General features: G+C 38.2%; 24 protein-coding genes and 1 pseudogene. 1 reads left to right on the forward strand and 24 read right to left on the reverse strand.

All coding sequences use genetic code 11. The features are described from left to right. Nucleotides 1-42 precede the first annotated feature (42 nt). The 3 genes from ATS74_RS04840 to ATS74_RS04850 form a co-directional block, all read right to left on the reverse strand. Nucleotides 43-675 (reverse strand): SGNH/GDSL hydrolase family protein, encoded by a 633-nt coding sequence (locus ATS74_RS04840; RefSeq protein ID WP_058547884.1) that lies wholly within the window; start codon nucleotides 673-675, stop codon nucleotides 43-45. A gap of 8 nt (nucleotides 676-683) precedes the next feature. After that, nucleotides 684-1196: a DsrE family protein gene (locus tag ATS74_RS04845; RefSeq protein WP_082660560.1), complete on the reverse strand. Its 513-nt coding sequence runs from the start codon at nucleotides 1194-1196 to the stop codon at nucleotides 684-686. A gap of 65 nt (nucleotides 1197-1261) precedes the next feature. After that, nucleotides 1262-1735: a flavodoxin family protein gene (locus ATS74_RS04850; protein ID WP_058547825.1), complete on the reverse strand. Its 474-nt coding sequence runs from the start codon at nucleotides 1733-1735 to the stop codon at nucleotides 1262-1264. A 77-nt stretch (nucleotides 1736-1812) separates the two neighbouring features. Between ATS74_RS04850 and soxR the strand changes: the two genes are divergently transcribed. Then, nucleotides 1813-2274 carry a redox-sensitive transcriptional activator SoxR gene (gene soxR / locus ATS74_RS04855; RefSeq protein WP_058547826.1) on the forward strand — a complete coding sequence of 154 codons (462 nt, stop codon included), beginning with the start codon at nucleotides 1813-1815 and terminating at the stop codon, nucleotides 2272-2274. 12 nt (nucleotides 2275-2286) lie between these two features. Here soxR and ATS74_RS04860 read toward each other — a convergent pair whose 3' ends face one another. From ATS74_RS04860 to tssE, 21 genes and pseudogenes are all read right to left on the reverse strand, one after another. Continuing rightward, nucleotides 2287-3453: a lipase family protein gene (locus ATS74_RS04860; protein WP_058547827.1), complete on the reverse strand. Its 1167-nt coding sequence runs from the start codon at nucleotides 3451-3453 to the stop codon at nucleotides 2287-2289. A 25-nt stretch (nucleotides 3454-3478) separates the two neighbouring features. Beyond that, nucleotides 3479-3997: a DUF6795 domain-containing protein gene (locus ATS74_RS04865; RefSeq protein ID WP_058547886.1), complete on the reverse strand. Its 519-nt coding sequence runs from the start codon at nucleotides 3995-3997 to the stop codon at nucleotides 3479-3481. A gap of 141 nt (nucleotides 3998-4138) precedes the next feature. Then, nucleotides 4139-4918, reverse strand: coding sequence for a hypothetical protein (locus ATS74_RS04870; protein WP_058547828.1), 780 nt, complete (start codon nucleotides 4916-4918; stop codon nucleotides 4139-4141). 89 nt (nucleotides 4919-5007) lie between these two features. After that, complete coding sequence (locus ATS74_RS04875; protein ID WP_058547829.1) at nucleotides 5008-5274, reverse strand: hypothetical protein; 267 nt, start codon at nucleotides 5272-5274, stop codon at nucleotides 5008-5010. Nucleotides 5275-5379: 105 nt separating this feature from the next. Further along, nucleotides 5380-5961, reverse strand: a complete 582-nt coding sequence (locus ATS74_RS04880; protein WP_058547830.1) for a sel1 repeat family protein — start codon at nucleotides 5959-5961, stop codon at nucleotides 5380-5382. Next, complete coding sequence (locus ATS74_RS04885; protein ID WP_058547831.1) at nucleotides 5961-6725, reverse strand: ChaN family lipoprotein; 765 nt, start codon at nucleotides 6723-6725, stop codon at nucleotides 5961-5963. The genes ATS74_RS04880 and ATS74_RS04885 overlap by 1 nt, the downstream gene beginning before the upstream one ends. A 118-nt stretch (nucleotides 6726-6843) precedes the next feature. After that, entirely contained in the window at nucleotides 6844-8016 is a 1173-nt protein-coding gene (locus ATS74_RS04890) for a lipase family protein (protein ID WP_058547832.1), read from the reverse strand. Nucleotides 8017-8030: 14 nt separating this feature from the next. Beyond that, the gene (locus tag ATS74_RS04895; RefSeq protein ID WP_058547833.1) at nucleotides 8031-8528 is read right to left on the reverse strand and encodes a DUF6795 domain-containing protein; all 498 of its coding nucleotides are present in this window, start codon (nucleotides 8526-8528) and stop codon (nucleotides 8031-8033) included. A 163-nt stretch (nucleotides 8529-8691) separates the two neighbouring features. Next, nucleotides 8692-9213 (reverse strand): annotated as a pseudogene (locus tag ATS74_RS04900) (transposase); the annotation flags it as partial. 61 nt (nucleotides 9214-9274) lie between these two features. Continuing rightward, nucleotides 9275-9613 (reverse strand): immunity protein YezG family protein, encoded by a 339-nt coding sequence (locus ATS74_RS04905; RefSeq protein WP_058547834.1) that lies wholly within the window; start codon nucleotides 9611-9613, stop codon nucleotides 9275-9277. Nucleotides 9614-9616: 3 nt separating this feature from the next. Beyond that, nucleotides 9617-14521 carry an RHS repeat-associated core domain-containing protein gene (locus ATS74_RS04910; RefSeq protein ID WP_082660561.1) on the reverse strand — a complete coding sequence of 1635 codons (4905 nt, stop codon included), beginning with the start codon at nucleotides 14519-14521 and terminating at the stop codon, nucleotides 9617-9619. Further along, on the reverse strand, nucleotides 14521-15372 hold the full coding sequence (locus ATS74_RS04915) for a hypothetical protein (RefSeq protein ID WP_058547835.1): 852 nt from the start codon (nucleotides 15370-15372) through the stop codon (nucleotides 14521-14523). The genes ATS74_RS04910 and ATS74_RS04915 overlap by 1 nt, the downstream gene beginning before the upstream one ends. Next, a complete protein-coding gene (locus ATS74_RS04920) occupies nucleotides 15369-16397 on the reverse strand; it encodes a hypothetical protein (RefSeq protein WP_058547836.1) in 1029 nt (342 codons plus the stop codon). Before ATS74_RS04920 ends, ATS74_RS04915 begins: the two co-directional genes overlap by 4 nt. Nucleotides 16398-16399: 2 nt before the next feature. Further along, nucleotides 16400-16690 (reverse strand): PAAR domain-containing protein, encoded by a 291-nt coding sequence (locus ATS74_RS04925; protein ID WP_024595244.1) that lies wholly within the window; start codon nucleotides 16688-16690, stop codon nucleotides 16400-16402. 36 nt (nucleotides 16691-16726) lie between these two features. After that, the gene (locus tag ATS74_RS04930) at nucleotides 16727-17083 is read right to left on the reverse strand and encodes a hypothetical protein (protein WP_058547837.1); all 357 of its coding nucleotides are present in this window, start codon (nucleotides 17081-17083) and stop codon (nucleotides 16727-16729) included. A gap of 7 nt (nucleotides 17084-17090) precedes the next feature. Beyond that, complete coding sequence (locus tag ATS74_RS04935; protein WP_058547838.1) at nucleotides 17091-18968, reverse strand: type VI secretion system Vgr family protein; 1878 nt, start codon at nucleotides 18966-18968, stop codon at nucleotides 17091-17093. A 73-nt stretch (nucleotides 18969-19041) separates the two neighbouring features. Continuing rightward, nucleotides 19042-19521, reverse strand: a complete 480-nt coding sequence (locus ATS74_RS04940; protein ID WP_024594574.1) for an Hcp family type VI secretion system effector — start codon at nucleotides 19519-19521, stop codon at nucleotides 19042-19044. 250 nt (nucleotides 19522-19771) lie between these two features. Then, nucleotides 19772-22375 carry a type VI secretion system ATPase TssH gene (gene tssH, locus ATS74_RS04945; protein ID WP_058547839.1) on the reverse strand — a complete coding sequence of 868 codons (2604 nt, stop codon included), beginning with the start codon at nucleotides 22373-22375 and terminating at the stop codon, nucleotides 19772-19774. A 22-nt stretch (nucleotides 22376-22397) separates the two neighbouring features. Continuing rightward, the gene (tssG, locus tag ATS74_RS04950; RefSeq protein WP_058547840.1) at nucleotides 22398-23387 is read right to left on the reverse strand and encodes a type VI secretion system baseplate subunit TssG; all 990 of its coding nucleotides are present in this window, start codon (nucleotides 23385-23387) and stop codon (nucleotides 22398-22400) included. Continuing rightward, a complete protein-coding gene (gene tssF / locus ATS74_RS04955) occupies nucleotides 23384-25210 on the reverse strand; it encodes a type VI secretion system baseplate subunit TssF (RefSeq protein ID WP_058547841.1) in 1827 nt (608 codons plus the stop codon). The genes tssG and tssF overlap by 4 nt, the downstream gene beginning before the upstream one ends. Beyond that, the gene (gene tssE / locus ATS74_RS04960) at nucleotides 25207-25692 is read right to left on the reverse strand and encodes a type VI secretion system baseplate subunit TssE (protein ID WP_058547842.1); all 486 of its coding nucleotides are present in this window, start codon (nucleotides 25690-25692) and stop codon (nucleotides 25207-25209) included. Before tssE ends, tssF begins: the two co-directional genes overlap by 4 nt. Nucleotide 25693 lies beyond the last annotated feature (1 nt).

The raw sequence follows: 25693 nt of genomic DNA on the forward strand, positions 1-25693 counted from the left end.
CAGGATAATTACATAACTTGCATTAAATTCAAACAGATAGATTCAAAAATTGTTCATTAATTGCTTTATCGCATTAGCAATTAAGTAGCTGATTTGCTCGTGCTCTTGGGCATTAAAGTGAATACCATCTTCTGCTGATGCGTTCACCGAGTTCAAATTTATAAACTCACATTTTTGATTATCGGCTATTTGCTTAAATTCGTCAGACAGTGTTTTTAGCTTTACATCAGCACCGCTGTAGATGCGCGCATATTGCTCAGTTAGCCTTATTTTAGCAGGGCTAATAACAATAATTTGAGGAGGTTTTAACGTACTATTAGATTGGTAAAACGCTTTAATAGCATTAATTAAGTCATTTAACCCATTTGCAATTGCGCTTGAAGTTAAATCAAAACGTTTTTTAAGATCGTTAGTACCCAGTGCAACGACTATAATATTTAGTTTATGCGTATCTAAATAAGGTTTTAAATAACTAACACCGCTAAGCACTCCGTAAAACGGTGGGTTATTCACCAAAGTACGATTTGGTTGCCCCGCCTCAATTACGTTAAAGCCAGGCCCTAAATTTTTATTTAGTAGCGCTGGCCAACGACTATTTTCATCAAAACGTTTACCCGTTACAGAGTTTAAGCCCCATGTATTTGAGTCGCCAAAGCAAAGTATGTTTTTTATAATTTGAGTCATTAAAATGGATTGAGCGTATAGCCTTGTTGTTGAAGTTGTGCGTGCGCGGTCATCGCAGAAAGCGACATTTTTACACCATCAATTAAAAGCGCTGGTGTTACTTTAAAATGAGTTGCCGATTGCCCACACACATACACTTTAGTGTTATTAGCAAGTAGCTGCTTAATTAACGCTTGGTTTTTATTATCAGCACTAAAGCGTTTTTTATATTCGCTATTAGCTAACACATCAACACTAGCGCTGCCGTGCACAACTAATGCAAGCTGAATGTTTTTAAGCTTTACACCATGCGCTACATGCATGTTAATAAAACGCGCTAGTGAATTTATTGAATTATTTTGCTCGCCTTTTTTAGCGCCATCGGCAACATCAAATGCTATTTTAAATACCGTAGCGTCATTAATTTTGTCATGCTCGGGTACATTATAATAATTCCCAAACCCTTCAATTGGTTGCTCATTAGCATTAATAAACGGGCTAAAAATTAGTACTAACCATAGTAAATATTTCATTAAACTATCCTTTGTTTTTTAAGCGTATTACTAAACTACCAGAGACAACCAAAAAAGGCTGCAATTTAAGCAACCTTTTGGGTACTTTTGTGGCTATGGTTAATAAACTGCATGCCTAAATAGCTAAACGTATTTTTAAACTGCTCTATAAAACACGCAGGGGCTTCGGTTGATGACGCATTCGAAAGCACTGAAAAATGCTTACTACGTAAACTACGAAGCTTAGGTTTTAATACTTCATCGTCCATATAATCGGTTATTCTATCAATAAATAATTTCATTTGTACTGTGGTGCTATACCAATAAACGGGCGAGGCAAACACCCAATGGTCATACTTTAAAAGCGATTCAAACACAGCGTAAAAATCATCATTTTTATAGTTTTTGTTATAGCAGTATGGCGCAATTTTATAATCATCCAGGCAAATTACACGCACAGCATTTTGCTCTGCAAATCCGTTAACGTGCGCCTGTGTATTACCATTTTTACGTGCGCTTGAATAAATAATAACCGTACTACGCTCAAGTTTTTGTTGCATTTAGTTAGCTCCTTTTTTAATGTTGAAAGAAGCTTAAAACCTCAAGTTATATTGAGGTCAAACGGAAATTAAAAATAATGCCAATAGATCAAAAAAAACTAACTGAGGCCAACTTAACAGTAGGTTATGTAGCAAAGCGTAGCGGCGTAAAAGTATCAACCCTACATTTTTACGAAAAAAAAGGACTAATACGTAGCTGGCGAAATGGCGGCAACCAACGCCGCTACAAAAAAGATGTATTACGCCGTATAGCGGTAATAAAAGCCGCACAAGCAATGGGAATAACCCTTGATGAAATTAAACAAACACTGGCTACTTTGCCAGATCAGCGAACTCCCACACAAAAAGACTGGTCAGCCCTTTCAAAGCAGTGGCAAACACAGCTTGATGAACGCATAGCGTATATGCAGCGCCTGCGCGATCGCGTTGATGGGTGTATTGGTTGTGGCTGCTTATCTATGAGTAAGTGCCCTATTTATAACAAAAACGACCACTTAGGCGAAAACCAAAGTGGTGCTATTTTATTAGAGCAAGATTAAGGCTGATTAATGTTAATCTAGGCCGTTTAACCCCTCCCTCGCTGCTCTAAATAATGCACCAAGGGTTGAGTCAAATACGTATTTTATAAAGCTATATGTTAGCTCTACCGCTTTACTAATTACTTTGCCTGCAAACACTAACATATGCCCAAGTAAACCAAGTGTTTGCGTAGCAAACGAGGCTGAGGCCTTCGCTATTTTATCTAAAGTACGTGCCAGCATATCGTAAAAAGTGAGCCCTGTACCAATAGATGCTTGGGTAGCAACTGCACTGTAATAACCAGCATCTTTGAGTAACGTTATTAACGCTGCCGTTAATTTATCAGACCAATGTGAATTAAATGAAGCTTGATTTCTGTCTTCAAACTTTAAACGCACAGGCGTACTTAAAAAGTGGTTAGCTTTTACAGTTAAGTTATTCCAATCGTTACTGTTAGCCGTGTTAATGTAACCTGGTGTACCATCTAATTTATGAGCAGGGCCTTTTAAACCTTGGCCATTATCTAAACGTATTTCTTGACCATTGTAAGGAGCATGTGAAAAAGGCCACAAAGGCACTTTGGCAACTGGGTCTGCCCCATGCGTACAGCGGTAAATTTTATCAATTCTTGAGGTTGCAGCACGAGAGAAGTTTTCAAGCCCAACACGTGGTGATCCAAACGTATATAATTTAACAGGGAGCCCAAACTCCGCCTTAATCCAATCAGCCGAAAGTGTTGCTAAAGCACCACCTAAACTGTGCCCAACAACATGGACTCCGCCGGTGATTTTATTTTTATAATTATCTTTAATAAAATCTTGTAAAGCATGCTGCATACTATAAAACGTTTTATTAAATCCTGCATGAACCATACTGCCATTTGCACCACCGCTTAAGCCAAAGTGAAGATCGGTAATGCCATCGCGCATTGTATCTGTACCTCTGATTGCTATTACTGATTCTCCTTTTAAGCTACCCATACCATGACCTACAAGACCAAAGCCTGAGCTTAATCCAAATAAATGTGAGATAAAGCCACCAGATACACCTTGAACTGAATGACGGCTTATAGAAAAATCAACTTGACCGCGTAAAGAAGGAGACAATGAATTATTTATAAGATCCGTATTCTTAATATCTTTAGCGTCATAAGCAAGTAACGCAAGTTGTACCGCTTGCTCAGGTGTTAATGTATTCATGCTAAATCCCTTTAAATTGTTTAAGCTAAATTTTACATGTTGTATAAACCGTAAAAACGTGTTGTTTATCTTCAATAATAGGTATGTCGTAAGTTTGAGGCTCTTTTGCTATGTCGCACATTAAGTTATTTAAATAACCATTCAAGGTAGCACTTTGTTTATGTAAACCGAGTCTAGCAAACCAAATAACCTTATCTTGAGCGTTATCACTTTTTATATAAATGTGCTGAATTAAAGATCCGTTATCAAACATATTCGATGGCTTAGAGGTTTTAATAACCTTTTCAGGGAATGAAAAATGACCATTCTCGTCTGATGTTGTTTCATCTAAGTACTCATCGCCAAATGTAAACGACTTAAAAACAGTCACATTCGCAAGTGGCTTACCGTCTTCTAGTAGCTGACCATTAATTGGAACTGATAAAACAAAATCATGTTTTTTAAAAAAACCAAACATATCTGCACAAGCCTGTGATGTAGTAAAAAAAACAACGGTAATAGACACTATTACCAACACAAAAATTTTTAAACGCGATAAAAACAAAGTAAACACTCTCCCACTAGCTATAAGCTACTTAATGTATATGGCTAATTAATTACACAAGCCATATTTATATTAAAAAAGCAGGGGTCTAATTAGGTACAATTATACTGCATGTTTTTTAATCAAAAAACAATCACTAATCTAATTATAAAATAGTGTATATATTAATTTACCTATGCCACTAAACATGATGCCGCCCATAAGCAAAAAGCCATACATAAAGCTAATAGCACCCGCTGAGGGGTCGCTCTTTTTATCAATTTCTATACATGCCGTGCAAACAACAAAATATATAAAAAAGTTAGCGATAACCCCTAAAATAAAAGCATTGCCAAATAACGGTGATACGCCAGCTAAAACTGCACCCAATATTAGCAGCGAGCCTGAAAATGAATGTTTATTAAACCGGCTCTCTATTATTTTTATAGCTAATGTGGCTAGCATTAAGAGTAAAAAGTATAACGTTGGCCAAAACTGATAATATAAATACCCCCAGTTTAAAAGCTCACCTGAAGTTGATGAATAAGCTTGCTGACCTATGTCGGGTGCTGAAGCATTCGCGGCATTTTCGGTAAAAAGATACCCTATCCCACCAATAATTAATTTTATAAGCCAAAAAAATAAAAAACTGGCAATAGTAAACCCGATAGCGTCATCCCTTGTTAATCGTTTTTTAGCTTTGCTTTTTACAATAATGGCAAGCATTAAACCTAATAGGCATACACTTCCTAAATAAAGTACTGCCTGCCAAAAGTCATCAGGATAAAATACAGCTAACCCTGGAGCGATAAATAGATACATAGCATCTTCGTTATCAAGTGAACGGTTTTGGGCACTGTGCTTAGACTCTTTAAAAAGAGCTAAATATACAAATAAAGGCTGTAAAAACAGCATTAAAATACTCGTGGTGATAAGGCTCATACATCATCCTTAATGAGAAAAAACGAATGCAGCACTTGTGCTGCATTAAAATTAAAATGTGGGTGTTCAATAATAAAGAGAGGTAGGTGTTACAGGTTTATTTTTTGAAAGTATGTTTTAAGTTTTAAAAGCCCTGACTCAAGTTCAAATTTTTGTATTTTAGGATTTTTGAATTTAAACCCATTAGAAATATGGGTATTAATCATCGTCGCCATACCCTCAAACCCAGCTGGCGCGCTAGCAACTAAATCGCTCAACAAAGGGTTTATAAGCACTTGATGCTCTTCTATTAAAGTTGGGTCTTCGTATATATCGTAAACAAGGTTAGTTAGTGTTTGTTGGTTTTGTTGTTCCATAATATTTCTATAGTGCCTTAGCTTAGGCGTTTATAGCTCCTTTAAAAGTGCAATAACTTTAATGGTTTGTACTAATTATAAATAGTTTGAGTAAATGCTCATTTCTTAATTATCTAAAGAAATACCCGAATCCTTAAGTTGCTTTTCAAACATTTCTTTTCTGATTTTTTCATAATTACTTTCATCTAAAAAGCGTTTATGTTCAGCAGCCTTTTCTAAGTCGCCTAGTTCAGTGTAAATTAAATAAAGATCTTTATGAGTCCTTTGCACTCTCATTTTTTCTTTAGCTTTATTACCATTATCGGCTAGGTAAAGATTATAAAGTTTTATAGACTGTTTTAGGTCTTTAGTAACAAAACGTCCAGTACTATATACATACGCTAAAGCTAAAATACCATCAGGATCGCCTTCTGCAGCATGCTTTTTTGCCTCAGCAATATAGCGACTTCCATCTCCTGTATGAAGGCCTACCAATTCTAGAGCTTGCCAATTTCCCATTTTATAAGCTTTATCACACCAAGCCTCAAGCTCTTGAGGTGCATGCATTAAGCTTTTTTGACATTGGCGCATGACTTTATCTTGCGATAAGTTAGGATCATTAATATCAAGGTTAGGAAAAAGAGTTCCTGCCATCGCACCAAAACATATTACGGTAGTAAAAAGAAAGGTAGCTATTGTTTTCACCATTATAGCCCTTTCATATGAGCTGAATTTTCGGGTAAGTGAACCTGATAAGTTGTTACTGCAGATTTAAACGGGAAGCCCTCTCGGTAAAAGTACTTTTGCTTAAGCGCTTCTTTTTCATCAGAGTAACCCTTACAATCAGTTTGTGAATAACAAACTGACCCACCAATAAAATCGATAAATTTAATTTTTAAAATACCTTGCGCTTTTATCAGTGTGTCTAGGCCTTCTTGATAATTAGTAGAACTCACAGCATGCCACCTATGCATAAAAGCAATAATTTTGTTCTGCTTAGACGTATTTAAAATATTACTAATATTTTGTGTCCAAACCATATTTCTTATTGTATGGCTATTAAAACAATTTCCTGCGACTGAATTATTGTAACTACATGAAGCGTCAATCAAATCCATTTCATCTAAAGTTAAATCCAAAGCAATAATTTTTAATCCTAACTCTCTAGCCGCTTTAACTAGTTCACCATAACTGTTTGGTACGCCGTAGCCCCAACCCCAGTTATCATTAAAATATTGTTGAATAACATTAAAGCCTTTACCAGTGCGTTGATAAAAATCTATTTTCTCCTGCATAGATCTTGGTAGCATTTCGATTGCAAAGTGAGTAAACCCAAAAGCTTTCAATTGTCTAAGTGCTTTAATAGCCTCAAATTTATAAATAGCTGGGTTATGGCTAGATTCACCAAGCATCACTAAGCGTGCATTACCGGCCATTGTTTTATAATTTACATCCGTGTTTATTTTATTCACTGTATTTCCTTATGTTTAATGTCTTCGAAGGGCTTTTAAACTAGATATTTTACATTTACTAACTGTTACTCGTTTATTAAAAAATGGCTCAGTAGTTACCTGAGCCTTAATTTAATTACTAACCAAGTGCGATATGAGGTGAAACTTTTACCGCAGCAATTACTAGTGTTTTGAGTTTTTCTAACATCCAAGTTAAAGCTTTTTTTACACCTGCATAAGTTATATCAACGGCAACAAATGGCTTTCCTACAAAGTTAAGTATATGACCAATTAGCCCTTTACTATCTTCAGCAAACTTAATCGACATTTGAGAAATCTCTACAATTGACCGAGCTAATAAGTCATAAATAGTTAAAACACCTGATGTGCCTATTTGACCCATAATACTTGCTAACTTACCACTCTCACGTAATAAGGTTATAAGGGCACTTGTGATTTTTTCAGACCAATGTGCATTAAAAGAAGCATGATGACGGTTATAGTACTTCAGACGTGTCATCGTTAAGTTAGATATCGAGCCTTTCTGCATACTTTTATAGTCAGGGTAACTAGCTGCAGTATTAATATAACCAGGTGCATTACCTGCCATTTTATGTGCCGCCCCCGTTAATGAAACACACGTACTTAGCCTATATTCGTTCCCAGCATGTACAAAAGGCCAAACAGGAACCATAGCTACAGGGTCGCTACGATGAACAGCTCTATAAATACCATCTAAACTTGTCTCTGTTTTAATTGCAAAAGGGTTTAGCCCTACCCTTGGAGACCCAAATGTATAGAGTTTTACAGGCACCTTATATTGAGCTTTAATCCAATTAGCTGCTAACGTTGCTAAAGCTCCCCCAAGGCTATGCCCAATACAGTGAACAGGGCGCCCACCTGCCTTACTCAATATTGCAGCTAGTTGCGGTTTAATCGTTTCAAAAGTACGGTTAAACCCAGAATGCACCGGAGCTAAATTTGGACCAGCGGTAACACCACAGTGTAAATCTGTTAACGCATCAGCAAGCCCAGCAGTACCCCGTATTGCTATGACAATCTCGCCCGCATAGTTACCGGTACCTTTGCCTACACCAAAAAAGCCAAAACCAGTAGATTGGTTCAATACATGCTCTGCTGTTGTGCCACTTACACCTGTTAGTGTTGATGTTTTTGAATCAAATGCAAAATGTTTACTAATAATTGGGTTCGATTTTATTTTTTTTGACTGATCACCAGCCGCCGAAACCGCAATGCTTTTGTACGCAAAATCAGCTAGTTGTGCCGCTATGCTAGGAGATAAAATTTTCATGTAAAATCCTTTTATTATTTAAAATCTTTAAAGTAATCCGTATCGTCGTCTTCAGTTTCATAGATTTCAAAATCACTTTCCCATCTACAAATACTCGAGCCATAAAAATCTAAATTTTCATGAGCATGGTTAGGAAATATAAAATCTACATTAGGTGATACTAAATCAGCGTTTAGACTGCTTAGCTTTTGTTTGTACTCATCGGGCTCATCAATACCACGTAGCTCACTATTCCAAAGCTCATATTCTTCACCGCCATTAATTGCAGTAATAAGTTGATAAGTAACTTCATGGGAGAACATATCACCGGGTATTTTTGACTCAACAACAACTTCTGGCATATTAAACGTGCCATCGGAAGCTGTAATAACCTGATCTTCTTTTTCAATTTTATGTGCAAATTTGAGGCTGCGATTAATTAAAACACCTTCAACGGGATTGCCGTTTACAGTAATAACCCCTTTAACTTCAGAGCACATATGTACGTCATATTTTTTTATTAAACCAAACATAGTGGTTTGGGCCTCCTTACCTATATTTCTAATTATTTGAAATAAGTACCATTAATTAAAAACGTGAAAGTAAATGACTTTCAAGCGTTACCTCATTAGCCATATCATGTTGAATGCGCGCAATACTCGCAGCAAGAGCAGCTTCATCTGATAGTGCTTGCTATTTGAATTGGCTCCCAAAAGAAACCTGTAACGTTACCTTACTTTTTACTCTACTATCTTGTTTTCATTAAATAAACGCATAAACCAGATAATACCTCTCAGTTACTCGCGATGCTGTTTGACCGTTCAATTAAAAAATAGATTCAGCTTTACTTAGCTCTTCACCTTGCATGACCTTTTGCGTAAGTTCGGTGCCCTTACACAGCTTATGCCAGCGAATAACAATCGCTTTGTCATTTAATCGATTCGCTTTTTTATCATCTACATACAGCACTAAATGGGTGTGGTTACTCATTGCTGCATAAGCACACACGTCAATACAAAACACTTTGGCTAACTCAAGGAGTTTGTCTTCAACCCACCCTCTGCGGTGCTCGTAAGATTGACCTGTAAAATGGTATTCACCGCACAAACAAGTACGCCGAACACAACGCGAAATACAGTGGTAATATTTTGTATCAACCAAACTTAATTGACGCTTTCTTGCGATTGCTACATCAAACCAGCTTTTTTTTACACTGATAAAGAGAAATACTTTCTTCAAAAAGTGTAAATGTTACGATGAGTGTTTAATTATTTTTTAATTAACTTTCTCTTAATGATGCGAGTCTTGGCGCCTCTTCATAAGAAAACTTATAATTAAAAGTTCCGTCATTTAATATCTCGAGGTCACAAATAGTCCAGGCAGAGTGTTGTGCATCATTTTTTTTCATCTCTTCTCTCAACTCCTCAAAACCATCTGTAGCGTCTATTTCCAAACTGAATTCATGTATATTGCCTTGAATAAAATATTTACTTTTTGGACTGATTACAATTTCACCGTCAATAGAATCTATTTCAATATTAATCGCAACCTTTTCCCAATGATTCGGTAATACTCCCACTATTTCATGAATGATATTTTCTTGTAAATCTAAAATCATAATTTATCCACCTTGTTGATTTTTAAATATAAAAGATTCCAACTCTCCACCACCTACACGATAGGAAACTTCGAACTGATCTGGTCTATTAGTTTGATTACTTTTCCTATATTTAGGTTTTATCTTGATTTCGATATCTTTACCTGCGTTAACAGGGTCTAATCTTACATCTTTTACTTTTCTTTCAAATTTAGCATACGCACCTTGATTTAAATTCGGAGGTAAATTTGGATCAATGCGCTTTCCATTACCGGGAACAACGTTAAGTCGATTCGTTGGACCATCAAATTGATCACCTATTAAATGAAAGCCTATATCTCCTATTTCCCCTTCTTTACCTATTAGAACAGTACTGACACCATCGGTACCTGCACGGCCATCAGCTTTTTGTAATTTAACTTTCCCGGAAGCTTCAATTACACGCCCTTTATCATCGGTTTTCCAGCTATGATCTCCATGTACGTAAGTACTATTTGGCTTAGGTTTATTTGCAGCACGATTGAAAGACTCTAAATCATCAAATTTATAAACTGAAGCTTTAGGGGCTTTTAACCCAGCTTTAGCTCCTTTTGCTCCATTCAAAACGGTTTTACCGCCAGCTAATGTTGCAGCAATTTCAACCGACTTATGCGTCATTGTAGCAAGTGCTGGTGAGTCTGTCGCTTCTAGTACCCTATCACCAAGTGCTGACATATTGTCTTCATAATACTCTTGTACAATAGGAGCTAACTTCTCTGATACGGCTTGTCCTGCATCAGTAAATGGGCCTATTTGATTGGATTGTACACTTTCTATGGTATGAACCGCTGCATCTACATCACCTCCTGACATAGCGAAAGTGACAATACCTGCACCACCAGCTACAACATCAACTACTGAGTTTAATAATCCAGAAACAAATAGATCAAGCCCACCTGTAACTGCATCAAAAGCATTAATCTGCTCAACCATCTCATCAGCGGTGCACCCTGATTGCTCTTGCTTACAAATATTTTCTATTTGGTTTCTAAGGTCAGCTGATATCTCTGGTTTTGCATCAAGCGCTGCTTTTACCTTTGCCTGCCCTTCTTTACACAACAACCCAAACGGGTCCACCCAATTAACCGGATTTGGCGCATATTGATAGTGGTTTATGCCACCAACCAAACCAATCGGATCTTGGTTTATAAAGCGTTGTTGTTTGGGGCTGTAGTAGCGATAACGGTTGTAGTGTAAACCACTCTCGATATCTAAATATTGCCCTTGAAAGCGAATTGGCTGAGTGAAGGTATGTTCTTTATTAGTGACAGGCTCGGCTTCTGGTTCTTCATAGCCATACACATCGGCTTGGTTTTCCCATACCACTTCTGCTTTGTTATTAGTAACAAAACGTGGGGTATTTAGTTGGTCTAGGTGGTAGTAGTACACCTCACCTTGTTTAATTAGTGCGACTGGGTGAAATTGATTTGGCAGGTTAATATACCACGTATATTCACCGTGCTGGCATTCGCCGATTAACTGGTCGTTATCCCAAATGTAGTCAATTTTACCGTGCTCGGTGTGCTTGGCGATACGACGCCCGAGTGGGTCGTAGTCGTATTGCGTGAGCGTACCGTTGTTATTAAAGCAACTTAGCTGGTTAAACGCGTTGTATTCACGGCGGGTTTTTATGCCTTTGCCGGTTTCGCGTATTTGGTTACCAAACTCATCGTAGTAGAAGTCGCTGTCGCCAAATTGTGTTAGGCGGTCGGCGTCGGTGGCACTGTTTATTGTGGTGTTGTATGTACTTTTATTGTTTGCTACTGAGTCAGCGTTGCTACTATTTTTACTACTATTTTCACTACTATTTAGCGCTAGCTCATTGTATTCGCTATGGGTGGCGTGTGTTAAATCAATAGAAGAGCTGGCTGTATGCTCGTTACTGGCAGTATCATGTTCTATGTCCTGCTCGCCTGTATCTCTAAGGTCTGCATCGCTTGTGTTTGATTGAACAGTCTGACTTTGTGGGTTACCAAAGCTATCCCACTGGTAGTGTGTGGTTGTATCAGTACGTGAGCTTGCTAAAGTTTGTTGTATTAACTGCCCGAGGCTGTTGTATTCAAAATTGATATTTTGGCTGCTTACACCTTCGTTTTTACGGGCAATAAGCTGGTTGATGCTGTCGTAATTGTACGTACAGGTATCAAATAATGCTTGCGCTGGGTGTGTAAGCTGTTGCTGCGTTAAACGGTTGAATACATCAAACTGCTGAGTAAGAGTAATGCTGTTACCAAACTGCTGGGTTTTAATATTACCTTGACTGTCGTAGCTTAATGTTACGAGCGGCTTTGCTGCGCTAGCTGAATCATTCGCTTTGCTGTTTGTTTGCTGTAAATGAATAGCACTTAACTGGCCAAACTGGTAGTAGCTATATTTAAGTGTGGTTGAGTCTGGCAGCGTAAGCGTTTGCCTTCTGCCGTATTCGTCGTAACTGTATTTTAAAGTATGCGCTTGTTGCTGATTATGTACTTGCTCAGCACGCAGTAACCGCCCGCCTTTATCAAACTGCTGCTTTAAGGTTGATTGCGCATTATGTGCACGCGCAATTTTACCTTGCTTTGTGTAGCTGTAGTAATTGGCGTTATTAATGATATGTGAGTCACTGGCCAGGCTTGCATGCTGCGCAGTTACACGGCCTAGGCTGTCGCGCTCTATTTTTACATGGCGTTTATTGCTTTGCGTTACTGAGGCTAAGCGGTTACAGGCATCGTATTTATATTGCTGTAGCGTGCCATCAAACCCGGTTATTTGTGTTGGGTTTTCGTTAGCGTCGTAACTTATGCGGTATACGTGGCCGTCGCTTCGCTCGATGGCTGTCAAGTTGCGCTCTTTGTCGTACGTTAAATGCAGTGCGCTGCCATCGGGCTGAATAACACAATGCGGTTGGCTTAGCCCTTCAAAGTGTTGCTCTGTGGTGTCGCCTTTGCTGTTTTGCGAGCTAATTAATCGCCCTGCTTCGTCGTAGCTAAAGTATTGATGCTGTTTATTTTCAGGCTCGTTTTCATCAAAGGCAATTGTTTGTGTAAGCTGGCCGTGCTCATTGTATTTATATTGAGTGAGTAAGCCTGCGTTATTAAGTGTGGCATTTACGCGACCTAGGCTGTCGTAGCTGTAACGTATTAGCTCATCGTTATAATGCTTTGCTAATAGCTCGCCCTGCTCGTTCCAAATAAACTTGGTGATTTGGCCATTTTTATTTATATGCTGAGTTAACTGGCCGAGCTTATCGTAGCTGTATAAAGTGGTGCGGCCATCGCCAAAGGTTTCGCTTTGTAATAAGCCAGCCACACTGTATTTACGCGTAATGGTTTGGCCATCAGGTAAGGTAGTTAATACACGTTGCCCAAGCTGGTTGTAGGCAAAATGCGTTTGGCTACCATCTGGCTGCGTTATTGTTTCTAATTGGCCGAAAGATGTGTAGCTATAGCGTGTTGTGCTGCTATCGGGCTTTATTTCACTGAGCTTTTGGCCTTGCGCATTGTATGTATATTGCCAAACGTTGCCGTTAGGGTCGGTATGTTTTATCAGTTTACCTTGTGCGTTATGTACAAAGTGCTCTTTGTGCCCGCGAGAATCTATACAGGTTGTTTCACCAGCCGCTAAGTTATATTCAAACTGATAAGTATAGGTGTTGTTATCGCCCCACTGTTTTATACATTTGGCGCTAGGTGAGTAGCTATCCCACTCAAAATGATGGCTAAAGCCACTGGCTCGGGTACGCTTTGTTAATAAATTAGCGGCGTTGTAGGCGTAGCGCTCAGTTTCGTTTTGCTGATTAGTAGACTGAACAAGGTTTTTGTTTTCGTCGTACTCATAGCTTGCAAGTAATGGCGATAGCAATTGCTGTTTGTTGTTTTTATCGGTGCAGTACGCTGCTATTTTGCTTAATAAACCTTGCGCGTTGTAGCTAATAATGCAGCCACGTACTTTGTTTACTTCTATGCGGTGTAGGCGCTCTGTTGCATCGTAATAAAACGCGATGCTTTGGCCTTTTTCGTTAATTATTTTTTCAAGCAACCACGCGCTTTCGCCTGGTTTAAAGGTAAGGTGTTGGTCATCTGGTGTTACAAGTACTTGCTTACCATTTGTTTGGTAATGTAGCGCAAGGTTACTACTTAACTGATAGCTTGATTGGCCAGGCTTTACCTTTTCAAATTTATGTTTAGCGCCGTGCTCGTCTTGGTACTCTAACCAGTAGGTGCCTTTTTGCTTAGGGCCCACTTTTGGCGGCGGCAAGTAATGCTCTGTAAGGCTTGCCATAAAGTCATGGCGCCAACCATTACCCATTGTTGTACACACATCAGCATGAGATGAGCGATACAAACGTCGCCACGCTAATTGGCGGCTGCCTGCTAGGGTAAAGTCGATAAGCGGAAGAATTTCTTCGCCCGACAGCATTGATACCGGATCAGAACGGCACTCTTGGTTTGTAATTGGCTCTTCGCTTGCGGTGTTATTACTTGCAGCACCCGTATTTTTAGCGGGTGCTTGCGATGCGCTTTTACCTGATGCTGTTGAGCTTGATTTTTTGCTCGACTTTTTGCCAGCTGCTCCACTATTGGTGTTATCACTAACTTGAATAGATGACTTTGCTTTTTGGTGATAACACGTTACAGCGCCAGCTATTAAAGCTTGGGTAAGTGCACTTGCGGTTTCGCGGGCAGAGGCGCTGCGTGGGCAGCTAACGCCTGCGCTATTTAATAAGTTAATTACGTCGAGGCGTTTGGCAGCATCGCCTGTTAACGCACCACCAATTTGAGCTATTTGTTGTTTAGCCGTTTCTGGGGTGTTTGCCACAGTTGGCGCATAACCAGACGGCGTTTGGCCTTTACCAGCAACGAGGCAAATGGGGTAACTTGTTCCTTGTAAAACAACTGTATTACTTTGCATTAGTTGTGTACTTCCTCACTTATCCATAAGTATGATGCTGCAGCTTGGTATTTTGATTGTTCTTGAGAAATCACTAATGCATGTTTAAAGTGATTTACAATAGCCGGGCTTGAGGTCAATTGATATAAATTGACGAGTCCTTCAAGCGCACCAATTTTACCTAATTTGTAATTAGGTAATTCATAATGTGTATGCTCATTAATTAAGCTACTGAGCAATTCTAAATTAGTTAACCACACATCGCTTTCGTGGTTTACGCCATTACCTGGCGCACATATAAAATCTATTTGTTTTTTACTATTAAGCGCAATGTTAGAAAACATCCCACTTAACTGGTTATGCTTTATAAAATCTACAGATGGAGCTAATTCGTGGCTTTGTTGCATCCAACCCGTTGTACCTGCTGTAACCGTTGCAAATGCACCACCAACACCTTGATAAATATATTCACTGTTACTATTTGCTTTATATGTTGCGTCTACTGCAAGTACGTTAACCTTTTTCCACTGATTTTTTTGTACAAGTTCAACCATTGCATTAGCGCCCGTAGCACCATAAAACAAAATATGATTAACATGCTGTGGAAATAATTGTTTTAAACTATTTGCCAAAAGTTGCTTAAGCTCACCTTGATACTCAAGCGCAGGAAGCAGCCAAACTAAAGGCGCTTGTAGGTCTTCAACTTTTGCAAATAACTCTTTTGCTTTTAATATGCAATCGTATATGCAAGCATTCCAAGATTGCCATTCTTTAAACTCTTTTGATGCTGGGTTTTCGCCGTATAAAAGCTCATCTATGTCTTGTGAAAATGGCGCTGAAAAGCACTCCATATTAATATTAAAAGCACTCACAGCACGGCCTCCGCAGTTAACTGCTTAGTAGTAACGTGCTGGTAGTAGCTATATAAATTAAATACAGCTTGGCTATAGCTATCCATAGCAGATATTTCTATCGCATTTAACTTAGTATTTAATGCCTTCCCAGCTATTAAGCGCGAAGATGAAAGCTCGCCTTCAAACTTCGGCCAGTTAGCTTGTAACTGACGCTTAAATTCACTGCACGATAGCTCATCGCCCTGCCACGCTTGTAACTGCGTTTCAAAGCTCACCAATAAATCAAGCTTATCGCCAAGCAAGCGCCTTATTAAAGCAATAATGGCACTAGGATCTTCAACTTTATTTAAAGAGGTACTAGCTAAAGGAATAAGTTTTGCAAAGTTACTTTGCAGTAAAACCTGCATAGTTTGATCAACCGTTAAAGTGTTACTTGCATAGTTGCCAACTACATTTACCTGTTCCCAACTTAGTGATAATAAAAAAAGCGACATTAACGGAGAATTAATAAGCCCAGCATTGCACAGGTGTTTAAACGTATTTATTACATCAGTATTTTTTGTTTGGCTGCTTACTAAAAGATTTTTATCCAACGCTGGCTGTAAATTCTCAAGCGACTCTTGATTAGTGGTTAATGCAAAGCCCAGCGTTTTTAAATCAATATAAGCGATTAAATTAAAGCTATGTTGTTGTAATAACACTTTATAAATAATTAATTTAGTTAGGCTATGTAAGGCGGGCTCATTCATTAAAGCGTTAATAAACGCTAGGTTAATGTTTTGGGGCAAATTAGCCATAACCTCAATACATGCTTGTGCTGTGGTATCAATATTGGTGTCACTTTGTAAAAAAGTGATTAATTGCACTATATCTGGTTGGCTGAATTTTTGTGTTACGTTATTTTTTTTAGCCGTTAACCAACAAGCTTCTAGTAACTTGGTTTTAAGCGTTTTTATAAAACCTACGCATGTAAAAGGGCAATATTGTGCTTCACTAATTGTTAGCAGTTGCGCTTTATGATTACTTAGGTATGTAGATAGCAAGGTTAGCCACCTATTAATACTGTAGGGTTGCCAACAACAATTTTACCACCATGGGAGCTGTCATCACCCATTCTAGCGGCAGGCTTTCCGTTAATTTTAACTGACCCAGAACCCGATTTAATGCTATCTGGCGGGCCAATACATACCATCATGTCGCCTTTACGCGCAGCGGGCATACCACCAATTAACACATTAGTTGAGCCGATAACTACAGGGCCGCCTACATGCGGCACTGTGCCGGTTGTTTTAGGGCACACATGCATGTGACCAATTGTAGCTGCGGGCTTACCCATAAAGACTCCTTGTCTGTTTATATTTTTTAAATAAAATTAATCAAATAAAGGGATAATTAATAACTTACTGTGCGCCACTAAAAGAGATAAAGACTCTATTAACTCACTTTGAGAGTAATCTGAAAGTGCAACAGGGCTTTGCATAGCATATTGGTATAACCCCGACACAATATCTTCACTATTTAATACTGGGTGTAAATTATTTAAAAACTGACTAGCGTAATAACCATTCATTGCTTTTAAGTGAGTTAATGCAGGATTTAACAATGGATCATCAGGCCTATTAATCGGTAAACATATTAAATGTGCAAGCCCATAACGGCAATATACAACATAGCCATTATTATTAATGCCGTTTCTTAGTCCTGAATGAAAGCTATTTATTATTTCCATATATGCACTAATTTAATTTAATCATTCCGGCAGATAAAGTAATAGCACTACCATCAACTTTAACATTACTACCTTTAATATTTATATTAGTGCCTTCAATAGTTATATTACCACTACTGCTCATTTTAATTTGCGCAGAACCTGTTTTAATAACTATTTCATCACCCGCTTCTATATTTAATGTTTTGCCTACTTTTAAAGTATCGTTTTCGCCCATGTCGGCAATACGATTTTTAGCAACTTTAAGGCTGTCGTTGTTAGCTATATCTGTTTTTCTGTCGTTGCCAATTTCAATATTATGGTCGTGATCTGTTTTATCGTTTTGATCGTTTTTAACATAAAGTTGCTTGTCTTTTTCTGCTTGAAGATAAACCAGCTCACTGCCTTTTTTATCTTCAAATCTAAGCTCATTAAAATTATCAGCCCCGCCTTCTTTTGTAGAACGTGTTTTTATACCGCTTTGTGTTTTTTCAGCAGGTAATGCGTACGGAGGCATTAAGTCAGCGTTATACACTGCCCCACTTATTATGGGTTGATCTGGGTCGCCATTTATAAAGTCCACAAGAACTTCTTGGCCTACACGAGGGAAGAAAAACGCCCCCCACTTTTTACCCGCCCAATTTTGAGCAACACGGATCCAACACGAACTTTTAGAATCTTTTTTGCCTTCTCTATCCCAATCAAACTGCACTTTTACACGGCCAAATTGGTCAATCATAATTTCATCAGCGCTGTCGCCAGTTACAATTGCCGTTTGAACCCCATTTATTACAGGCTTTTTCTTATTTATTTGTGCTCTGTAAGGGATTTCTTTTGGGACACATTCAAAGTGATTTGAATAAACTTCCTCTACCGATGACTGCTGCGAACCTGATTGGTTTGGCACTGTAATTGAGGTCATCATAGAGGTAATAACAAATGTTTTACCTTCAAGGCGTGGGTCTTCATGCTTTTTAAAGCTAAATAACTTACCTACAGTAAATGAGCGGCAATCACTACGCCCACTGGAAAGCTTCATGTCTCTTTGCAGTGACTCTAACTGTACAGATGCTAAATTAGCTGCGCGCGGGTGGCACTCTTGCTCGCCCGTGTATTCAAAAATTTCAGAGACCGATTGAGTAGGAAGCTCAGGGTTTGCTTGCTCGCCATCAGGGTATCGAGATGGCTGTTTAAAGTCGTAACCAACACGTTTAAAACTACCAGGGGCAATGCTTAAACCGCCTTGCCAGCGCGATACGTGTGATTCACTTAAATGACCAGTTGAAAATACAACTTTGCCTTCGCCACATACTTCATAAGCTGTAATATCATCAGCTAAAACAAGCGTATGGTTACTGTTTGAGTGTTCAAAAAAGTAAAATATACCTTCTTGTTGAAATAAGCGCTGAATAAAATCAAAATCAGACTCTTGATACTGAACACAATATTCGTACTTAGGGTAGGTTTTACTGGTTTTATCGCTAAAGGCAACATTGTGTTGGCCAAATAAATCAGCAAATATTTCTTTAATTGTTTTCTTTTGAAAAATGCGGCTATTTTTACGATTGCGCATTGAAGCTGCGAATGGAACTATCGTCGCTTGATAATCTATATAATTTTTTTGCTCGTCAACATCTGCCGTACGGCTTCCGTTTGAAACCAAATGACTAACTATACCGTGGTAGTAACGCTCACCACCGCCTTCTGCATTTTTTACTTTAATAGATACAGGTTTACCCACTAAATCTTCGTGTGCGATTTGTTTTCCAATCGTGTACATATTGGCAGACATAACAAACAAATCAGACATTGCCTCTTGGGCAACAAAACGAGTTAAATAGAGGGCATCTTTACCAGCAGGGGTGCTAATTTGAATTACGTTTTTATCTTGTGTTGCTTTTTGCATTCCTTGCTTTTCCCGTCCTAAAGATCAAAAAAAGCTCTGAGCAATGCCCAGAGCCATTATAAGGTAACAAATATTACATTTGTTGACCTTTAACACCGCTGTAACCGTATACAAGAGGAGCAGTAATGTTATTTTTGTCGTCTGTTGGAGTAACAGTCATCATCATTTCTGTGTAGCTGATAGTGATTGTTTCGATTGGACGATCGTTTTGTACTGATACTGAGTAGCTAGAAATCATTGCATCTGTAAGTTCGATTTTCATGATTTCTTCAACCTTATCACCTTGCTTAGTGATATGGAAAACAGCTGGTAAACCTTTACCGATTGTCGCTTCTTTGAAAAGATCCGGAGATGCTTTATCTTGAAGTTTAGTGATTGTTACGTCGCCAAGGCGAGTAGAGCTTGACTCACGGTCCATCGCTGTACCAGTAGCTGAGCTAATTTCACGACTTACATTCCAATCAAGAGATAAAACTGTAATTAAATCTTTGAAAGACTCAGCAGTAGTTTCGCCTTTGATTGAACCGTATTTTAAATATGTATTTGCTTGCATTTGATAATGCTCCTTTTTATTAAACAATGTTATCCATTAATACTGGATTCTTTACTTTGGTATATACCAAAATTCCTTTGAAACCATTATCTTTAATACAGCAATGAAAAGGCCTTCTGATTCCTTTCCTTAGATGAAGACAATGTCTCAAAAATTCCATGTAGTGATATCAGGCACCAAAATTATAATGCCCTCAAACTAAAGAAACAACCTTAATAACAAGTTATTTCAAATTAACTTTAATTAACCTTTAATTCAGCTCCAGTTCAAATTCATTATCTTTTATTAATAGCGATATACTATTAATTTCTTTGTCATCAATCATGCTAGAAAGTAAAACTTCAGACAATAATGGCAGCACTCTGTTTTGCAGTATAGTGTGAATATTACGTGCACCTGAGCCTGCGTTCTGGCAATTAGCAATAATATATTCAATTACATCTTTATTATAAATTAACTCGGCATTGTAATGTTTTTTAACACGTTTAATTATTTTATTTATTTGAATAGCGGCAATTTCTGTAAGAATATCGTCACTTAGTGGGATGTAAGGTATTACATTAATACGACCTAAAAATGCGGGTTTAAATGAAGCAAGTAAATCATCTTGTAGTGCCTTTAATAAACCTTTGATACTTGGTTTACTTTCTTCGTCTTCAAATAAGCTCATTGTGGTGTCTGTGCCCACGTTTGAGGTCATAATTATAATAGTGTTTTTAAAGTCGATATCGCGGCCTTCACCGTCTTTTATTGTACCTTTATCAAACACTTGATAAAAAATATCTTGCACGCCAGGATGTGCTTTTTCCATCTCATCTAAAAGTACAACACTGTATGGCTTTCTTCTTACGGCTTCGGTTAGTATGCCTCCCTCGCCGTAACCTACATACCCTGGAGGTGAGCCAAGCAGTAAAGATACTTTATGCTCTTCTTTAAACTCAGACATATTAATTACAGTGACGTTTTCTTCACTACCATATACTTCTTGGGCTAAAGAAAGCGCTGTTTCTGTTTTACCTACACCGCTTGGCCCTGCTAACATAAATATACCGTTAGGGCGGCTTTCATCAGCTAGTTGAGCACGAGATGTTTGAACAACTTTAGCTATTAAATCAAGAGCATGGTCTTGTCCTACAACTCGTTGCTTCATTTGTTGTGCTAAATTTAAAATGCCATGAATTTCATCTTCGTGCATTTTACCAACAGGTATGCCTGTCCAATCTGAAATAACTTGCGCTATAAGCTCTTCGTTAACCTGCCAATGAACCATATTATGTTCAAAAGAGGCTAGCTTCTCTTTGCTAAGTCTTAGCTTATCGAGTATCTCTTGTGATGACTCATCGTCTTGAGAGTTAATAAGCTCTAGAGCTTGATTAAGCTCAGTTACAATTTCTTTTTCAGTACTAAATTGTTCATTTAAAGGGGCTAATTGCTCTTCAATTGTAATTAGCTCTGCTTTTAATGTGTCTAGCTGCTGTGAATGATCTAAACCCGTTTTTTGCTCTCTGTTAAGCATTTTTACTTGTGTTTCTATTTCGCTTAAGCGATTTACAAGCTGCTCAATAGTATTTGGAGTTGATGCTTGGCTCATTGCTACACGTGCACACGCTGTATCTAGTAATGCCACGGCTTTGTCTGGTAGCTGCCTTGCAGTAATATAACGATGTGATAAATGCACCGCGCCTTCAAGTGCTTGTTCAGATATAAATACCTTGTGGTGCTTTTCCATTACCGGTACTAAGCCGCGTAACATTGCTACCGCTTTTTCAGGGGTTGGCTCTTCAACTTTTACAACTTGGAATCGGCGTGTTAATGCAGCGTCTTTTTCAAAAAACTTTTTGTATTCAGCCCAAGTAGTTGCCGCTATTGTACGTAATTCACCACGCGCTAAAGCGGGCTTTAATAGGTTGGCCGCGTCATTTTGACCAGCAGCACCACCGCTACCAATCATGGTATGTGCTTCATCAATAAATAAAACTACCGGATTTACCGCATTCTTTACTTCATTGATAAGTGATTTAAGGCGATTTTCAAATTCACCTTTCATACCCGCACCAGCTTGTAGTAGAGCTAAATCTAAGCTGTGAATTTTTACATTTTGTAATACAGCCGGTACGTCTTTTTGAGCGATTCTTAACGCAAGCCCTTCAACGACTGCTGTTTTACCTACACCGGCTTCACCCGTTAAAATTGGGTTGTTTTGACGACGCCTTGTTAAAATATCTACCATTTGACGTATTTCGAAATCACGACCAAGAATAGGGTCTATTTTTCCAGCGAGTGCCTGGGCTGTTAAATCAACAGTGAATTGATCTAAGCTTGGGGTTTTAGAGCCAGCATTTACCTGAGTTGATGCATTTTGTACTGAATGGTTACGCTCTTGAGATTGCGCAACTATTTCAGGCCATGCATGAAGCAATTGACCTGGTTCTATTTTATTAAATAACTTACTACAACGTGTAACTAAACTTGATAAAGTATCGTCTTTAGTAAGGGTATAAATAACGTATGCACTACGAATTTGATTATCTGTAAACTCAATGCTGGTACTTAACCAAGATTGCTTAAGCAGACTCGTTACATGCACTGACAAACTAGGTGATGACTCACTACCCGTTTTAAATGACTCTAGTGATTGATTTAAATCCTGCTGAACTTTATCAATATCTATATCGAACGAGCCAAAAATTAGTCTAACGTCATCTAATTGCTGCTCAATCATAGCTAGTAGCCAATGTTCAAGTTCAACCGTAAAATGACTGCGGCTATTACATATAGCAACAGCACCTTCTAGGCTTTTTCTGCAATCGGGACTCAGTTTTTCAACTAGTTTATTCAGTGTCATCGAAGACATACTTTGTTCCTTTTAATTTTAATTATCCCTTAAACGATAACTTAGTAGGGTTAGATTTTAATTTTTTATCTTGTACAGATAAGAAGCTATTGGCACCTAACTGACACTCATTTTTTGAAAGTTTAGCGGCGCCTAAATTTTGAAAATTTGACTCAATGACTAAGCGAAAGTTAATGGCACTGCCAACATAGTCTTTTGTTATTTTATTCGCGATTTCGAAAAGCGGACCTTTGGGCAAAAGTTGTTTTGCTTTATCTGGATCATCTGATTTTATGTGGATTTCGATATTAGAAGAGACATCCCATACTTTATTTCCAATCATGGTATCAACACCTAATCGGGCATGCTGGCCTTCATATAATGCTTGGCTGGCTAAACGGGTTTGTTCTTGCGCTTTTAGCTCGTGCCATTGGCCAACCATTTGTTTAATTGATACATCACAACCTAAGTATGACGAAAGTACGTTTTTTAAATCAAAGGCATTTCTAATTTTACGGCTGTATAAACCCGAAAAATGCAGTTGGTGCTCGTTATAGCCACCACTTAATAAACCGAGTATTTGTGTGTATGGGTCTTTGTTTTTTTCATTATTAACGTGATTAAGCGAAGGCTTATATTTTTTCCAAGCGCGGTAATACAGTGAGATCAAGCGATGGTTAAACATGTCGTAAAAGTCACGCATCGTTGTATCTTTATAGCGTAAACGCTGCATCACAAGTTCACTATAAAACTGGGGTAAAGCGCCTGAACAACCCGTTAATCCCATAAAAGAAACCTGCATATTTACTTTATGCATACCGTCTTCAAAACCTGTTTCTTCTAGTTTAGTAATTGCATTACCTGGATAGCCAAACTTTTGGGTAGCAGTAAATTTAATCAACTCTTGCTTTGGACTACTGTCGTAACCGACGTGTCGATAATCTAAGCCATGCTTTTTGAGCTGATTTTCAATTATGAAAACAGCTTTATAAAAGTCAATTTGAGAAGCTTGTGAGATTATTTGCTTAATCATAATAATGGACTGTCACCCACTCTTGCAGGCCATTGATAATATATTTGTTCTTGCTCTTTAAGCCTTAAACTTAAACGCGTGTAACTATTTATTGCTGCAAATTGAGCAAAAAAGTGATCAAGTATTGATGCAAAGAAAAACATGCCGCTGCCAGAAAAGTCATCGTTAGCAAATGTAATTTCTATTTCACTGCCTGTTGCAAAGCTTACTTTGCCTTTTTGAATAACACGTGCTGTTGAGGGCTCGATTATCACTCTATAAATGTTATCTATCATGCCCTTAGTTTGTGGCGATGCTCTAAAATCGTATAAACGTAAAACTTCTTTAAGCTTATTGCATGCATCTTCACCACTAAACGTATCAAGCGTTAAATGATTAACTAACTGCCACCGTGTTGCATCAGCTAATATTGGTCTTACTGCATGAGTAAATGGCGTTAAACATCTAATTTTTTTTATTACATCGCCGCGCTCAGGCATTAATAAACCAAGTTCGTCATCACCAAAGGGCATACTTGCTGGTAGGTTACGATTACTACAATTTGCGCGCACAGTAAGTACAGAGTTTCCGTCACCATACTCCATCGCACTATTTTCAAAAGTAGCATCAACTAACGATAAAAATGTTTCGGTTCCTGACTCTACATAACCGCCAGCCCACGAAGCGGTTTCTCGACGAATATGCCAAAACAAATCATCATGCCCATGATATTTAGGATGTGTTTGACCATAAAAAGGCGAAACAATTTGCTTGTTGCCTTTATGATCAAATGCAATAACTTCAGAAATACCAATTACTTCTGATATCTCCGAATCCATATAACGCGGTGTTAATTGGTATTCATATTCACTGATCTCAGGTCTTATTGGCTCAAGCTCTTGTTCAAATAAGTTTATTATTGGGGTACAGCCTAATAAGAACATATCTTTATCTACTTGCTTTTCAAGCTCAGCAGATTCAGTATCTAGGTAAATGTAAATACTACATTTATTCGATTGCTTAGGCAGTGATGAGAGAATGCCTTCAAGCTCAAAAAACCTAAACTTCTCAGGAAAAGTAAAATTCTCAACAAGCAAACGGTATCCGGCAGATGAGCGCTGCGAATAAGGGACTACGGCTTCGTTAGAATCAAAACCTACGGCTTTTAATTGGTTTTTTGACAGGTACCTAATACCTTCATCGCCATTATCTATAGCAATACCGATACTATGCTTAAACAGTAACTCGTACACTTTAAGCGTATGATGCCACTGACCATTTATAAAAATACGAAGTTTTTCAAGGCCTGTTTCTGCAAGCGAAACCCCTTTATACTCACCCGTTAATTCTATTTTAAAAATAGATTTTGCTTTTTCGTGCCAGCGGGGCTTAGGCGCTACAAATGGGCTATTATCAAATTGCACATTTGTAATTTCAACGGGCCAAAGGTAAGTTTCATAACATGTTTGAAATTTACACTGCTTCATTGAGTCAACGTTTGTTTCTACTTCGCTGGCTTTGGGGATTACTACGCCCGCCGTTGATAAATTTTCGGCTTCAAGTTTAACAACCGACATTGACGGAATTGGTGCTTGGTAATCTGGCAACATTTGCCCGAGCAAAGCATCTGTTAACTCCGGGAAGCTATCGTCGAGCTTTTGTCTTATATTGGCGGTTAAAAATGCAAAAGACTCAATTAGTCTTGATACATGAGGGTCTTCAATATGATCTTCACTTAACTTTAAACGCCCTGCAACTTTTGGGTATTTTTCAGCAAAGTCTTTACCTAAATGACGCACAAATGCTAATTCACGATTGTAATACTTTAATAACTCATCGTTCATAATGATGCCTCAATAATCTTCATACCCAAGTTAACGGGCTCAACTTCTGAATCAAAACTAATAAATTCTGGCTCAGGATCGGCGTATAAAAGTGCATTTATTCTTAAATTTAATACTCTATTTAAAGGTACTTCTTCGTCAGTGAACACTTCCACTTCAAGAAACCGTGGCTCAAATTTTAAAATTGTTTTTCTGACGGTTTCACACAGTAATGCGCGACCTTCATGAGAGCTTACAGACATACTCGAAAAGTCAGGTAAACCATAAGATAAACACGAAGTAGCCAGCTCAGTATATTGAGTTGGCCACGTATGCCACTGAATTCGGGCATTTAACAAAGCTTCAATATCTCTGCGCACGTTTTTTCTAAGCTCACTAATAGTGATCCCTTCCGTACGTGATGGCGCATCCTGAAAATCTGGCTCATCATCAATGAGCTTATCTATAATGGATGCTTGAAGCTGTTGCTTATGCTCTATCATG

It is taken from the genome of Pseudoalteromonas sp. H103 (genome assembly GCF_001469205.1).
In the GTDB taxonomy this organism is placed as follows: Bacteria; Pseudomonadota; Gammaproteobacteria; order Enterobacterales; family Alteromonadaceae; genus Pseudoalteromonas; species Pseudoalteromonas carrageenovora.